Here is a 14,284-nt window from a genome sequence, read left to right on the forward strand (position 1 = left end):
GCTAACTGCAGAAAAATGGCCCAACCTACTAATCCGTAACCAAATCTATATGTTCGCCACTTGCCCCGATTAGCATCATTCAAGACTACTTTCAGGTTCTACTGCTTACGCTGAGACCTGAATTTTCTCCGGATTGGCCTGCGACTCGATAGAATGGCAAGCAGGACAAATCACGATCACCACCAAGCTCGCAAAGGGGCGCCGCGCACTGCATGCAGGTTGAACAGAATAAGGCGACAGCGGAGAACGGATCCGCATCGCTCACCATCAGTTTCGATACAGCTGAGCTCATGATTGCCACCCTCGGTCCCAATGACGAGCTCTTGCGTATTCTCTCCGGCGCCTACCCGCAGGTGAGCTTCCGCCCCAACGGCCAATCCCTGGCTCTGGTAGGTGAACCGCAGCAAGTTCGCAAGGCCCAGCGCGTCACCGAAGAAGCCCGTTCGCTGGCTACTCGCGGCTCGCGCATGAGCGCCGAAACGATCGAGCAGATCATCAAGATGCTCAGCACCGGCAATCCGGATGCACCCACCGACGTCCTGGGCCTGAAGATCCTCTCGGGGCGCGGACGTTCCATCCGCCCCAAGACCGTGAACCAGAAGAGCTATGTCGACGCCATAGAGGATTCGACAATTACTTTCGGCATTGGCCCAGCCGGTACCGGCAAGACCTTCCTGGCCATGGCCATGGCCGTCGCCGCCTTGCAGGACAAGCAGGTCAACCGCATCATCCTGACCCGGCCTGCCGTTGAGGCAGGGGAGAAGCTGGGCTTCCTGCCGGGCTCGTTGACCGAGAAGATCGACCCGTACCTGCGCCCGCTCTACGATGCCTTGCACGACATGATCAATCCGGAAACCATTCCGCAATTGCTCGAAGCCGGAACCATTGAGGTCGCTCCGCTGGCCTATATGCGTGGACGCACCCTCAATGACGCCTTCGTGATCCTGGACGAAGCGCAGAACACCACCAGTGAACAGATGAAGATGTTCCTGACCCGCCTGGGATTCGGTTCCAAGATGGTAGTGACGGGGGATGTCACCCAGGTGGATCTGCCCAACAATGCGACCTCCGGGTTGCGCATGGCCAGCGATGTCCTTGAAGGCATCGACGACATCAGCATCTGCCGACTCGACTCTTCGGATGTGGTTCGCCACCGCCTGATTGCCGACATCGTTACTGCTTACGACCGTTGGGATGACACCCGACGCAAAGACCACAACCGGGGACGCCGCAGCAAATGAGCATTGAAGTAAATAACGAAACCGAATACGACGTCGATCTCAAGGATGTCAACGCCTTGGCAGAATCGGTGTTGCGGGCAATGTTCCTGCACCCGGAAACCGAAGTATCGATCGTTTTCATCGACGAGGATGCCATGAGCGCCCTGCACGTCGAGTGGATGGACCTCGAAGGCCCCACCGATGTGATGAGCTTCCCGATGGATGAGCTGCGCCCCGGAACTGCCGGTGCGCCGGGGGAGAGCGGCATCCTTGGCGACATCGTCATCTGCCCTGCCGTCGCCGAAGCACAGGCCAAGGCCGGGGGCCACAGCACCCACGATGAAATCCTGTTGCTGACCACCCACGGCCTGCTGCACCTCATGGGTTTCGACCACATGGAGCCAGCAGAAAAGGAAGAGATGTTTGCGCTGCAGCGTCAGCTCCTAGAGAGCTACACCGGCCGCCCCGCGCCAAAGGAAACGGTGGAATAACCCCGTGGAAATAATTTTGCTGATTCTCGCCCTTGTTTTCATGGCCTTCTCGGCCGTGCTGACTGCCGCAGACTCAGCCTTCTACGCATTATCACGGCACGCTGCTGAACGCCTGCGCGCCGAGTCCAATTCCAAATCGCTGTCGGCAATTCTGGATGAAACAGAAACCCACGCCCAGGCAGTGAAGTTCTGGCGGATCTGGTTCGAGACCGCTTCCGCTGTCGCTGTAGCCCTGCTCGTTTCGCAGTGGATCGAGAATGTGTGGCTGATCGGCATGATCTCCACTATTGCGATGGCCGCCCTGGGATTCGTCCTGGTCAGCGTGTCGCCACGTCGCTACGGGCGTTCCAACGCCCAGAACGTCGTGCAGTCCACCGCCACCCTGGTCCGCTTCCTGCGCCTGGTTCTCGGACCCATCACCACGTGGTTGGCATCCATCGCCAAGGCGCTGAGCCCCGGCGGCGTGGATGGAGACGGCTACCTGGGCAAGGAACGACTGCGTGATCTGGTGGATCGCGCCTCCGAAGGCGAAGACCTGGATGAGGAATCGGCCGAACTGATCTCCTCGGTGATCGACTTGGAGGAGACCAGCGTTCGTTCGGTGATGGTGCCGCGCACCGACATGGTGGTGCTGGATGCGGATCATTCCTTCCACAGCGCCATGGACCTGTTCATCGCCTCGGGCTTCTCCCGCATCCCGCTGATCGGCGAGGACACCGATGATATCCAGGGCATCATCTACCTCAAGGACCTGATCCGCGAGATCCACGGCCTGCAGCAGGCCCGGACCCTGGCCGAATTGGCGCGCAAGGTCCGCTTTGTTCCCGAATCGAAGTCGGCAGCAGAGCTGATGCAGGAACTGCAGCAGGAATCCATCCACCTGGCCATCGTCATCGACGAGTACGGAGGCACCGCGGGCCTGGTGACCCTGGAAGACCTGCTTGAGGAAATCGTTGGCGAAATCGATGACGAGTATGATCGTTCGAGGGCCGAATTGATCCAGAACCCTGACGGGTCGATTTTCGCCGTGGCGGCGGCATCCATTGACGATATTGCCGACCACTTCGACATGCACATCGAGGAAGAGGACGTCGACACCGTCGGCGGCCTGCTCTCCAAGGCCTTGGAATCGGTGCCGGTACTCGGTTCCACCGCTGAAGTGCACGGCCTGCGCCTGACCGTGGTGGCCCTCGCGGGCCGCCGCAACCGTATCGGCAAAATCCATGTAGAGCGTCTGGAAATAGATGCATCCGACCATATTGAGAACGACGAGGATTCCTCACATGAGTGAAAACCACAACCTGCTTGCATCCAGCGGATGGCCTGAGGGCTTCCGCTCCGGCTTCACCTCTTTCGTAGGCCGCCCGAATGCCGGCAAGTCCACCCTGACCAATGCGCTGGTGGGCCAGAAGGTGGCCATCACCTCGGCCAAGCCGCAGACTACCCGCCACACCATCCGCGGTATCGTGCACCGCGAGGATGCGCAGTTGATCCTGGTCGATACCCCGGGCCTGCACCGTCCGCGCACCTTGCTCGGCCAGCGCCTGAATGACCTGGTCGCCGACACCCTCTCCGAGGTGGACGCGATCGGCTTCTGCATCCCGGCCAATGAGAAGATCGGCCCGGGCGACCGCTACATCGCCACGCAGCTGGCTCAGCTGCAGCGCAAGCCGATCATCGCCCTGGTCACCAAGGCTGACCTGGTGGACCGCGAACAGCTCGCGCAGCAGCTGGTTGCGGTGGCCGAGATGGGTACCCAGAACTTCGGCGAGAACGGCTTCGCCGCAATCGTTCCGGTCTCGGCTGTCAAGGAATTCCAGGTCGAAGAGGTGGCCAACGTGCTGGCAGAGCACCTGCCAGTGGGCCCGCCGCTGTACCCGGACGGCGAGCTGACCGACGAGCCGGAAGCCAAGATGGTTTCCGAGCTGATTCGCGAAGCCGCCCTTGAAGGCGTGCGCGACGAACTGCCGCACTCGCTGGCCGTCGTCGTCGAAGAGATGGTTCCCCGCGAAGGACGCAGCGAAAGCAATCCGCTGATCGACATCCACGTCTCGCTCTTCGTTGAGCGCTCCAGCCAGAAGGCCATCATCATTGGCCGTGGCGGTTCGCGCCTGCGCGAGGTCGGCACCAACGCCCGCCAGGGCATCGAGAAGCTGCTGGGCACCAAGGTCTACCTGGACCTGCACGTGAAGGTTGCCAAGGATTGGCAGCGCGACCCGAAGCAGCTTGGACGCCTCGGCTTCTAGGCTGCGCACCCCAGCGCTGGAAAATGCGTAGCTCGTCCCTCAAGACCAGACCGGTTTTGGGGGACGAGCTGGTTAACCGGCTGCTTGGCCCGCACTCTGGATCTCCCGGGCCAGCCTTTCCGCGGGAGAAACGCCAGTACGCAGCCCATGGGTTCCAGCGCCGATGCGGATCGTCTCCATCCATGGACCTCCCTGGCGCTTAGCTCCATGAGTCCCATTGTTCGCCTGCTTGGGCATCCTGTCCGCCGCCTTGCGCAAGGCGGACGTCCACTATGTGACACGCAAGTGACATAAGTTTCACTTGCCTCCAAAGCGCGGTGCTATGCTCATTTCGTGCATTTCGAGCTTCTACTACTACTTAGCCGCTGCGAGGATCCAAAGGACCGCTAGTGGTCTACAGGCCGACCCCTCGTCGCGGAGTAGCTCTTGTCTGGCCCCACAAACTAAGCACTAATTTTGTCTAGGGGACCCACAGAAATGCAGAACATGCAGAAATCTTCGAACATGCCAATCCACAAGTATGTTCCATTCCAGGATCAGATCGAGGTCAATCTGCCCGATCGCACCTGGCCCGACAAGTACATCACCAAGGCCCCGCGCTGGTGCGCGGTCGACCTGCGAGATGGCAACCAGGCGCTGATCGATCCGATGAGCCCGGAGCGCAAGCACAAGATGTTCGACCTGCTGGTCGAACTGGGCTTCAAGGAAATCGAGGTCGGCTTCCCGTCGGCTTCGCAGACCGACTTCGACTTTGTCCGCCAGCTGATCGAGCGCGGCATTCCCGATGACGTGACCATCCAGGTGCTCACCCAGTCCCGCGAGCACCTGATCGAGCGCACCTACGAAGCGCTGGAGGGCGCCAAGCAGGCCATTGTCCACCTGTACAACTCCACCTCGATCCTGCAGCGCGAAGTCGTCTTCCGCCAGGACGAAGACGGCATCGTGGACATCGCCGTCCAGGGCGCCCGGTTGTGCAAGAAGTACGAAGAGCAGCTGACCGGCACCAAGATCACCTACGAGTACTCGCCAGAGTCCTACACCGGGACCGAGCTGGCCTTCGCCAAGCGCATTTCCGAGGCCGTAGCCGAGGTCCTGGAAGCGACCCCGGAGAACAAGATGATCCTGAACCTGCCGGCCACGGTGGAAATGGCTACCCCGAATGTGTACGCCGACTCCATCGAGTGGATGCACCGCAACCTGGCCAACCGCGATTCGATCATTCTCTCGCTGCACCCGCACAACGACCGCGGCACCGGAGTGGCCGCGGCCGAACTGGGCTACCTGGCCGGCGCCGACCGCATCGAAGGCTGCCTGTTCGGCAACGGCGAACGCACCGGCAACGTCGACCTGGTGACCTTGGGCATGAACATGTTCGGCCAGGGCATCGACCCGCAGATCGATTTCTCGGACATGGACCACATCCGCCGCACCGTCGAGTACTGCAACCAGCTGCCAGTGGCTGAACGCAGCCCGTACGGTGGAGATCTGGTCTTCACCGCCTTCTCCGGTTCGCACCAGGACGCAATCAAGAAGGGCCTGGAAGCGATGGAAGCCAAGGCTTCGGCTGAAGGCAAGGACATCAACGACCTGGTCTGGGCTGTTCCGTACCTGCCGATCGACCCGAAGGACATCGGCCGTTCCTACGAGGCCGTGATCCGCGTGAACTCGCAGTCCGGCAAGGGCGGGGTTGCTTACCTGCTGAAGAACGACTACAACTTGGACCTGCCGCGCCGCGCGCAGATCGAGTTCTCCGGCGTCATCCAGCGCAAGACCGATACCGAGGGCGGCGAGATCTCCTCGCAGCGCATCTGGGACGTTTTCCAGGATGAGTACCTGCCGGTCAGCGAAGATTCGGGCATGAACCCCTGGGGCTACTACCAGATTGCTTCGGCGACCGCGGCTTCGGCGGAGGACGGAAGCTTCCGCCTGGATACCAAGCTGATCATCGACGGCGTGGCCCATGAGCGCAGTGCCCAGGGTAACGGTCCGGTCTCCGCGCTGGTCAAGCTGCTCAACGATGATGGCGTGGATCTGCGCGTGCTGGACTACTCCGAGCACGCCATGAGCGAAGGTGGCAACGCCCGTGCAGCCGCATTCGTCGAATGCGCCGTGGGCGATCGCATCCTGTGGGGCATTGGCCTGGACACCAACACCAACATTGCAGCACTGAAGGCCGTAGTTTCGGCCGTCAACCGCGCAATCCGCGACAGCAAGTAGGTCTGCGGCACCACCTCGTTGCCAGCTCGACGCCACGGCCAGCCTCACCACGCTGGCCGTGGCGTTTTGCCTTCTCGGTACTGCCAGGGCGGCTGGCAAGCAAGCGCCGACGAAGAAAAGGAACTGGCTACTGCGTGCTGTCGGCGTTCCCGCTGAATTCAAATCAAGAGAAGTCTTGAACCCCATTTCCTCGGGCCCGGTAGATGCCGGATTGCTCCTGCAGCTACCGCGCCCAGGGACGAATCGATACCCATAGGAATCGATGGATTCAGAGTTTTGGGAGTTGAAGTGGGAGAATATTGTCCGTGTCCAGATCAGGTTTCGCTTCCAAGAGCTACCACACCCGTGGTTTGGTCTTGCGTACCCACAAGCTGGGAGAAGCCGATCGCATCATCACCCTGCTGACACCCAATGGGATTGTCCGTGCGGTGGCGAAGGGCGTACGCCGCACGTCGTCGCGGATGGGCGCCACGCTGGAACCGTTCATGGAAGTCGACGCGCTTCTGGTGATGGGCCGCAATCTCGATATCGTCTCGCAGGCACAGCTTCGAAATCCATACGGCCAATTGCTGGTCATGGATTACCCGAGCTACACGGTGGCCAACGCCATGTCGGAGATCGCTGAAAAACTGCTGGAAACAGAAAGCGATTCAGCCCTCCAGCAATATCAGCTCTTTCACGGTGCGATCGCCCTGTTATCCAAGCAGCGAGTCGATTCCGGAGCCGTGCTGGACTCCTACATCTTGCGGGCCCTCTCGGTTGCTGGTTGGGCGCCGTCCTTTACCGACTGCGTGCGCTGCGGCAAGCCTGGCCCGCATCAAGCGCTCCACGTCCAGCTTGGCGGCGTCGTCTGCCCCGAATGCCGCCCCTCTGGATCGTTATCGCCGCACCCCGTCACCATTGAATATCTGCAGGCGCTGCTGGAAGGCGACTGGTCCACCGTGGCAGAAGCAGGACCTCGAGCGCGCAAGCAAGCAGCAGATATCGTGGCCAACTACTTGCAGTGGCACCTTGAGCGTGCCGTGAATTCCCTACGTCTTGTGGAGAGAAATTGAAGAAGCTTCCTAAGATCACCGGCCGCCAAGGCCCCGTTGCTCCTTATGCGCATCCGGATAATCCGCAGATGCCCGCCATTCCGCAGGAACTCATCCCTGAACACGTAGCTATCGTCATGGATGGCAATGGACGTTGGGCGAACCAGCGGGGATTGCCTCGTACCGAGGGGCACCGTGCAGGCGAAGCAGCTTTGCTTGATGTGGTGGCCGGAGCCGTGGAGCTGGGCGTCAAGTACGTCTCTGTCTACGCGTTCTCAACCGAGAACTGGAAGCGCAGCCCTGAGGAAGTGCGCTTCCTGATGGGCTTCTCACGTGATGTTCTGCGCCGCCAACGCGATACGTTGAACTCATGGGGCGTCCGCATACGCTGGTCGGGGCGAGAACCCAAGCTATGGAAATCGGTTATCAATGAACTCAAGGAAGCCGAAGAACTCACCAAAGACAACCTGGGTTGCCAGCTGACCATGTGCGTGAACTACGGCGGGCGCGCAGAACTAGGCGACGCTGTCAGCGCGATTGCCCAGGATGTTGCAGCCGGCAGGCTTCGCGCTAGCTCGGTTGGCGAAAAGACTATCGCCAAATACCTGCATGCTCCCGAACTGCCAGATGTGGATCTTTTCCTCCGAACCAGTGGCGAGCAACGCACAAGCAACTTCCTGCTCTGGCAGTCGGCATACGCAGAGATGGTCTTCCTCGACCAGCTTTGGCCGGATGTCGACCGGCGAACACTGTTTACCGCCGTAGAAGAATATGCCAAACGCGATCGCCGTTACGGCGGAGCTATCGACAAGCCACAGACCTAGGACGTTTTCAGCGCTGTTCCCACCAAGCGCAACCAGAGGCTTAGGTCTCGATATGCTGCGGATCTGGCGGGCTCAGCGGAGGTGAATACATCGTGCATTGCGCCCGGAATTTCGGACAAGGTAACGAAACTGCCTAGTTTCAACGCCCGCAAGCGCGTTTGCTGAACGTCGAGTACCGAATCGCAGTGCTGCATGTCAGGGGAGTAGCTCGTGCCGATATGGGTGCGATCCGAGGTGAGGACGAAGATCGGCTGTTGAAGTTTCAGCCCCTTCGCAACTAGGGCATGGCCATCAAATATCGTTTTCAGCCATCCCGCGGTGTTCGGAAAAGCGATCCGTGGTCGCCATAACCGATGAACGTCCCACTGGCCATGGCTACCAGTACTTAACGATTGCCAGTAATGATCGAATTCTGGTCCGTTGAGCTTCCTGCGCGGATTCGTGCGGGTGATCGCTTCCATAAGGCCGTGAAAAGGAATGCGCAGGAACGCCGTTCCCTGAAACTCAAGCCATGGAGCATTCAGGACCAGAGCTTTAATGCCCGGCGCTTGGCGCGCAAGCCACAAGCTCAGGATCAAGCCGCCCGTCGAGTGCCCTTGGGCAACCACCGGTAATTGAGGATGCTCATTACGTAGCAGTTCCAAGCTCGCATTGAGCTCCTCATCGAAGTCCGCCAAGTCATCGACATAACCCGGCAAAGCATGTTCGGCTCTCAGACTGCGTCCATGCCTGCGCAGATCAAGTGCGTAGAAGTGATATCCATGGTGATGCCAGAAAGCTGCCAGTTCGCGGTTGTAAAAATAATCGCTCCAGCCATGCACGCTCAGCACAATTCCCTGGGCTCGTCGTCCGAGCCGATTCCTGAATCCAGCCGGGCAATAGCGGACCAAGGTCGCGACGGCCGGTCCTTCCGCATCGACGCCGAAATCCAAGGTTTGGTGCTCAAAATCAGGCCCGAGGGGATCTTCAACCCATTGCCCCGGCCTAGTTGAAGACATAAAGTCTGGCCAACTGCTGCTTTCTGGAACAACGAAGTGCTTCATATCTTGAATACTACCCATCTCAAGTTGTCTGTTTCGGGTTCTTCACGGGAAAATGGTTCCATGCGCATATACCCACTGGTCTTCAAGCACGTGTTCACCAAGATGGATCCTGAGCAGGCTCACCATTTTGCATTCAACGCGATCAAGATTGCGCAACGCGCAGGGCTCACTAAGGCAGCTCGCAAGTTCTTCGCTCCGGCACCCAAGCTGAAGCGCACCGTTATGGGCATCGACTTCCCGTCCCCATTCGGATTGGCTGCTGGCTTCGACAAGGGCGCCACCGGAATCCTGGCGTTGAGCGACATCGGTTTTGGCCATGTTGAAATCGGAACCGTCACCGGACAGGCCCAGTCCGGCAACCCGCAACCGCGGCTCTTCCGCTTGGTCGAGGACCGCGCGGTAATCAACCGGATGGGCTTCAACAACGAAGGCGCCGAAACTGTCGCTGCCCGTGTCGCCAGTTCTCGCCAAGAGCTCAAGGCTGGTTACGCTGGAACCCGCCCGGTCATCGGCGTGAATATCGGCAAGACCAAGGTCGTAGAGCTGGAAGACGCGGTAGGGGATTACCTCGCGTCCACCCGCCAGCTGGCGATCCACGCAGATTACCTGGTCGTCAATGTTTCGAGCCCCAACACCCCGGGTCTGCGCCTCCTCCAGAGCGTTGACTCTCTTCGTCCGCTGCTTTCGGAAGTCGGCCAGTTGGCTGACAAGGTTGCCGGCCGCCATATTCCGTTGCTGGTCAAGATTGCTCCCGATCTTAGCGATGAGGATGTCGCTGACGTTGCACGCTTGGCCATGGAACTTGAACTCGACGGCATTATTGCCACCAATACGACCATCGGTCGCGAGAACTTGACCAGCGATGCGTCCAAGGTTGAAGAGATTGGCGCCGGCGGGCTATCTGGCGCTCCGCTCAAGCAGCGATCACTTGAAGTTCTTCGCCAGTTGCGTTCACTCGTTCCGGCCGAAATGGCTCTGATCGCCGTCGGCGGCGTGGAAAATGCCGCGGATGTGAAGGAACGCCTGGACGCAGGCGCTGACCTGGTACAGGGTTACACCGCATTCCTCTACGAGGGTCCGTTCTGGGCACGTTCGATCAATAAGGACCTGGAGCGCATGCTCTAGTTCTTTGGAGTGGAATGTCCCAAATCCTCCGGAATGGCTCCGATTCGCGAAGAATCGGAGCCATTCCGCGTTAACTGGGCCCATCTTCTGCGTACGTTCTTCCTGCAACAGCTTTGAACGCAACTTGGATCAGGGGACTAGGCAAGGTCAGCCGCGCTAGGGGAGAAGGTGGCAATAACGGATGCCGTAAGGGACGAATCCTTGTATCGGAGCCAACAAGGCCGCATGCTGCGAGCACGGACAGTGATTGGCAGAAATGCGTCGCGGCAACGATATTCCTATCGCAGAATTTGCATCACCTTGTAGTTGGCTCCACAAATTTTGAACATTGTTATTCAACCAAGCAATTAACTAGAAAGGGGCAAGCTCAGCGAGCTTGCCCCTTTGCGGTCTAGCGGTATCGACTAGTCGATATTTGCGCCGCGCTTGACCTGTGGCTTTGGCAGGCGCAATTTGCGGAACTGCATTCCACGCATTGCCGCGTACATGCGTACGCCCTTTTCCATGTGGCCGAACTTGGCGACCAGGCGCTTCTTCAAGAGGATGGTCGTCACAATTGCTTCGATGATGATCAGTGCGATAACAACCCAGAGGGCTGCCTGCACAAACATCTGGATCTGCAGGTTGCGCTGGAACACCAGCGAGACAACCAAGAAGGCCAGGATGATGAACATCATGAACTCGCCGAACATCCAGCGAGAGTCAATGAAGTTACGGGTGTAGCGCTTCTGCTCACCCTTGTCGCGTGGCATCAGGTAGCGTTCATCGCCAGTTTCGTTGGCTAAGCGCAAACGATTCTGCGCTTCAACACGCTGTTGACGCTGGGCTTCCTTAGCGGCCTTGCGATCGGTAGGAACCAACGGGCGCTGACGGTTCGCCTGCTGCGCATTGCGCTTGGGCGTTGGACCAGTCTTGCGGCCGTCGGTTGTTTCCGGGGCCTGCTGGGCAGACTCCACATTTACGGGGGATTGAGGTTCATCCTTCTTACGTCCAAACACCCCTCTATTCTAGCCGGAAATAGTTAGCGGCGTGACATTCGATACGCGAGGAATTGCTAGGCTGAAGGCATGACCGAAAATACTACCTTCGACGCTGTTGCAAGCGGCGTCGATATTGCCGCGCTAAAAAGCCACATCGACACGAACTTCGAGAAGATCCTCGAAGAGCTCACTTCCCTGGTCGCGATCCCGAGCATCGCATGGGAATCCTTCGACCCGCAGAACCTGGAAAAATCGGCTGCGGCAGTGGCCGAATTGGCCAAGTCGGCCGGGATGGAGACCGTGGAAATCCTGCGCGAGCCTGCGCAGAACGGCGCTATGGGCGCGCCTGCCGTGGTAGCCCAGCGCAAGGCGGCACCCGGAAAGCCAACCGTGCTCCTGTACGCACACCACGACGTCCAGCCTCCTGGCAACGAGGCGGACTGGAACACCCCGGTATTCGAAGCCACGAAGGTAGGGGACCGGCTGTTCGGCCGCGGTGCCGCTGACGACAAGGCCGGCATCATGGTCCACATCGCGGCGATGCGCACCGTGCTGGACCTCATTGGCGATTTCGGCGTCGGCGTAACCTACTTCTTCGAGGGGGAGGAAGAAGCAGGATCCCCATCATTCCGCAACTTCCTCGAAGCCCATCAGGACAAGTTGGCAGCAGATGTGATCGTAGTTGCCGACTCGTCCAACTGGTCGGTTGGAACCCCAGCACTGACCAGCTCGCTGCGCGGCATGTGCGCAGCGGAGATCACCGTTCGCTCGTTGAACCATGCAGTTCACTCGGGCATGTTTGGCGGACCAGTTCTCGATGGCCCGATCCTCGCCGCCAAGTTGATCTCCAGCTTCCACAACGAAGACGGTTCTGTTGCCGTTGCCGGCCTGGTTGCCAACGACATCGCTGAAGTCGACTTCGACGAAGCCGAATTCCGCAGGGACTCCGGCGTTCTGGAATCCTTCCAGCTTGCCGGCACCGGCAAGATCACCGACCGCTTGTGGAATAAACCAGCACTGAGCGTGATTGGAATGGATATCCCGAGTGTCGACCACTCGTCGAATACCTTGTTGCCGGCAACGCGTTTCAAGGTTTCGATGCGTCTGGCCCCAGGGCAGAATCCTGCAGATGCGCTCAAGGCCCTTGAGGCACACGTCAAAAACGTTGACCTTCGCGGCGCCGAGGTTGAATTTGTCGCCACCGAAGCAGGCAACGCCTACAAGGCGAACCTGGACGCTTCGGCAAATGACACTGCGCGCTGGGCGCTTGAACAAGCTTGGGGCATTGTACCAGTGAATATGGGCCTGGGTGGATCAATTCCATTCATCGCAGATTTGCTGGAAGTTTTCCCGAAGGCGCAGATCCTGGTGACCGGTGTCGAGGATCCCGATTCGCGTGCGCACTCGGCCAACGAGTCGCTGCATCTAGGCGACTTCCAGCACGCAATTGAGGCTGAAGCCCTCATGCTGGCGAGGATCAACGCCAAGGGACTATGAACCGTGTCATACGGAGAGACGCAGGGGAAGAATTCTTCAGCGTAGCGACGTAGGATAGAAGCAAGAACAGAGGTGCCGGTTCCAGTAACAAATCTGGAGCTTGGTGCCGCATCGAGCAGTATGGGAGGAAAATCATGACTGCATCTGTTGACCAGACCAAGGGCGATCCAACTGAGGTGCCAACCCATGAGGTAGAGATTTCCGACGTGGCGGCGGACAAGGTTCGCTCGCTTCTGGAACAGGAAGGCCGGGATGATCTTCGTCTCCGCATCGCCGTGCAGCCAGGTGGCTGCTCGGGCCTTATCTACCAGCTTTACTTCGATGAGCGCATGCTCGACGGCGACGCGGTACGCAACTTCGATGGCGTTGAGGTCATCGTTGACAAGATGAGCGTCCCGTACCTCGCTGGCGCGTCCATTGATTTCGAGGACACCATCTCGAAGCAGGGCTTCACCATCGACAACCCGGCCGCATCGGGTTCCTGCGCCTGTGGAGATTCCTTCCACTAGGCCGTAGGGAACAAACGCCGCTGTTCAAACGTTGAAGAAATTTCTCGTTAGCACAGCGGCGTTTTTCGGCATTCTGACCCCAAAGAGGGTAAGCTCTACATTAAGTAGTAAAACTATGTTTCCCTTCGTGAGCCACCTCACCGTGCAACTCGTTTAAACCACGAGGTGACTTATGAAGACCACATTCTGCACCAACAAAGAGGAAGGGCCGTCTGTGAGTTCGCAAGACCGAACCGGCAGTCGCGGGTCCGCTAAAGCCAAAGTACTGGCTTTAGTCGGCACTGGCGCATTGCTGTTGACGGGATGTACAGCGGAGGCAAAACGCGGTTGGCTCCCAAACGTGGAGCGCGACACCACCAACCACACCGGGGCAATCCAGGATTTCTGGGTTAACTCGTGGATCGCTGTTATTGTCGTCGGCGTATTGACCTGGGGATTGATGCTCTGGTGCGTCATCGCCTACCGCCGCCGCAAGAACGATACGGGTTACCCGCGTCAGCTGAGCTACAACCTGCCATTGGAGATCTTCTACACGGCCATTCCTTTGGTCCTTGTTCTAGTCTTCTTTAGCTTCAACAACACCCTGGAAAAGCAGATCAACGCCCCTGTTGATTCTGAGGTCGTAGTCGACGTCCGAGCCAAGCAATGGTCGTGGGACTTCAACTACAGCTACCAGGGCACCGAGAAGTATTACGCCGGCGAACAGGCTCACCTGAACACCGATGGCTCGGAAGGCGTTCGCGAAGAACTGCCAACCTTGTACCTGCCAGCGGGCAAGTCGGTAACCCTTGAGCTGAATAGCCGCGATGTCATCCACTCCTTCTGGGTACCAGCCTTCTTGCAGAAGCTGGACATGATCCCAGGCAAGACCAACTACATCTACCTGACTCCACAGGTTGAAGGCAGCTACGACGGAAAGTGCGCCGAGCTTTGCGGCGAGTACCACTCCGAGATGCTCTTCAACGTCGAGGTTGTCAATGAGTCCGAGTTCAAGGCTCAGCTGGCAAAGATGGAAGATGGACACATTGGTGAAGAGTACGACCGTAAGCCAGATGTTGTTAACGGCGTCGTAGTAGAGCACGGGGAAGGAGAGTAATC

The 14,284-nt window shown here is 58.9% G+C and carries 13 protein-coding genes; 11 read left to right on the forward strand and 2 right to left on the reverse strand.

All coding sequences use genetic code 11. The features are described 5' to 3' along the window. Positions 1-212 precede the first annotated feature (212 nt). The 7 genes from ACP3TE_RS16370 (at position 213) to ACP3TE_RS16400 (ending at position 8,032) form a co-directional block, all read left to right on the forward strand. On the forward strand, positions 213-1,241 hold the full coding sequence (locus tag ACP3TE_RS16370) for a PhoH family protein (protein WP_133833356.1): 1,029 nt from the start codon (positions 213-215) through the stop codon (positions 1,239-1,241). Beyond that, positions 1,238-1,711 carry an rRNA maturation RNase YbeY gene (gene ybeY / locus ACP3TE_RS16375; RefSeq protein ID WP_332594746.1) on the forward strand — a complete coding sequence of 158 codons (474 nt, stop codon included), beginning with the start codon at positions 1,238-1,240 and terminating at the stop codon, positions 1,709-1,711. The genes ACP3TE_RS16370 and ybeY overlap by 4 nt, the downstream gene beginning before the upstream one ends. 4 nt (positions 1,712-1,715) lie before the next feature. Next, positions 1,716-3,002: a hemolysin family protein gene (locus ACP3TE_RS16380; RefSeq protein WP_426734277.1), complete on the forward strand. Its 1,287-nt coding sequence runs from the start codon at positions 1,716-1,718 to the stop codon at positions 3,000-3,002. Continuing rightward, the gene (era, locus tag ACP3TE_RS16385; protein ID WP_105658337.1) at positions 2,995-3,957 is read left to right on the forward strand and encodes a GTPase Era; all 963 of its coding nucleotides are present in this window, start codon (positions 2,995-2,997) and stop codon (positions 3,955-3,957) included. Before ACP3TE_RS16380 ends, era begins: the two co-directional genes overlap by 8 nt. 477 nt (positions 3,958-4,434) lie before the next feature. Further along, positions 4,435-6,174 carry a 2-isopropylmalate synthase gene (gene leuA, locus ACP3TE_RS16390; RefSeq protein WP_426734279.1) on the forward strand — a complete coding sequence of 580 codons (1,740 nt, stop codon included), beginning with the start codon at positions 4,435-4,437 and terminating at the stop codon, positions 6,172-6,174. A gap of 305 nt (positions 6,175-6,479) precedes the next feature. Continuing rightward, positions 6,480-7,229 (forward strand): DNA repair protein RecO, encoded by a 750-nt coding sequence (recO, locus tag ACP3TE_RS16395; protein WP_105661281.1) that lies wholly within the window; start codon positions 6,480-6,482, stop codon positions 7,227-7,229. Next, on the forward strand, positions 7,226-8,032 hold the full coding sequence (locus ACP3TE_RS16400) for an isoprenyl transferase (RefSeq protein ID WP_388022052.1): 807 nt from the start codon (positions 7,226-7,228) through the stop codon (positions 8,030-8,032). Before recO ends, ACP3TE_RS16400 begins: the two co-directional genes overlap by 4 nt. Here the strand turns inward: ACP3TE_RS16400 and ACP3TE_RS16405 are convergent. Beyond that, positions 8,029-9,093 carry an alpha/beta hydrolase gene (locus tag ACP3TE_RS16405; protein WP_426734282.1) on the reverse strand — a complete coding sequence of 355 codons (1,065 nt, stop codon included), beginning with the start codon at positions 9,091-9,093 and terminating at the stop codon, positions 8,029-8,031. The genes ACP3TE_RS16400 and ACP3TE_RS16405 overlap by 4 nt on opposite strands. Before the next feature lie 42 nt (positions 9,094-9,135). Between ACP3TE_RS16405 and ACP3TE_RS16410 the strand changes: the two genes are divergently transcribed. After that, positions 9,136-10,200, forward strand: coding sequence for a quinone-dependent dihydroorotate dehydrogenase (locus ACP3TE_RS16410; protein WP_426734284.1), 1,065 nt, complete (start codon positions 9,136-9,138; stop codon positions 10,198-10,200). A 404-nt stretch (positions 10,201-10,604) separates the two neighbouring features. Here the strand turns inward: ACP3TE_RS16410 and ACP3TE_RS16415 are convergent, their stop codons facing one another. Further along, positions 10,605-11,198, reverse strand: coding sequence for a DUF3043 domain-containing protein (locus ACP3TE_RS16415; RefSeq protein ID WP_105658342.1), 594 nt, complete (start codon positions 11,196-11,198; stop codon positions 10,605-10,607). A 69-nt stretch (positions 11,199-11,267) separates the two neighbouring features. On the opposite strand from ACP3TE_RS16415, the gene ACP3TE_RS16420 reads away from it, so the two are divergent. The 3 genes from ACP3TE_RS16420 (at position 11,268) to coxB (ending at position 14,282) form a co-directional block, all read left to right on the forward strand. Continuing rightward, positions 11,268-12,677, forward strand: coding sequence for a dipeptidase (locus tag ACP3TE_RS16420; RefSeq protein ID WP_426734285.1), 1,410 nt, complete (start codon positions 11,268-11,270; stop codon positions 12,675-12,677). A gap of 134 nt (positions 12,678-12,811) precedes the next feature. Beyond that, positions 12,812-13,186, forward strand: coding sequence for a HesB/IscA family protein (locus ACP3TE_RS16425; RefSeq protein WP_105658344.1), 375 nt, complete (start codon positions 12,812-12,814; stop codon positions 13,184-13,186). Between the two features lie 172 nt (positions 13,187-13,358). Then, a complete protein-coding gene (gene coxB, locus ACP3TE_RS16430) occupies positions 13,359-14,282 on the forward strand; it encodes an aa3-type cytochrome oxidase subunit II (protein WP_286134304.1) in 924 nt (307 codons plus the stop codon). Positions 14,283-14,284 lie beyond the last annotated feature (2 nt).

The organism is Glutamicibacter sp. 2E12 (genome assembly GCF_050030965.1).
Lineage (GTDB): Bacteria > Actinomycetota > Actinomycetes > Actinomycetales > Micrococcaceae > Glutamicibacter.

Bases quoted from the DNA above. Each gene is read 5' to 3' on its own strand.
- ACP3TE_RS16420 (WP_426734285.1), top strand. From the start codon at position 11,268: ATGACCGAAAATACTACCTTCGACGCTGTTGCAAGCGGCGTCGATATT.
- ACP3TE_RS16405 (WP_426734282.1), bottom strand. From the start codon at position 9,093: ATGGGTAGTATTCAAGATATGAAGCACTTCGTTGTTCCAGAAAGCAGC.
- era (WP_105658337.1), top strand. From the start codon at position 2,995: ATGAGTGAAAACCACAACCTGCTTGCATCCAGCGGATGGCCTGAGGGC.
- ybeY (WP_332594746.1), top strand. From the start codon at position 1,238: ATGAGCATTGAAGTAAATAACGAAACCGAATACGACGTCGATCTCAAG.
- leuA (WP_426734279.1), top strand. From the start codon at position 4,435: ATGCAGAACATGCAGAAATCTTCGAACATGCCAATCCACAAGTATGTT.
- ACP3TE_RS16425 (WP_105658344.1), top strand. From the start codon at position 12,812: ATGACTGCATCTGTTGACCAGACCAAGGGCGATCCAACTGAGGTGCCA.
- coxB (WP_286134304.1), top strand. From the start codon at position 13,359: ATGAAGACCACATTCTGCACCAACAAAGAGGAAGGGCCGTCTGTGAGT.
- ACP3TE_RS16410 (WP_426734284.1), top strand. From the start codon at position 9,136: ATGCGCATATACCCACTGGTCTTCAAGCACGTGTTCACCAAGATGGAT.
- ACP3TE_RS16370 (WP_133833356.1), top strand. From the start codon at position 213: ATGCAGGTTGAACAGAATAAGGCGACAGCGGAGAACGGATCCGCATCG.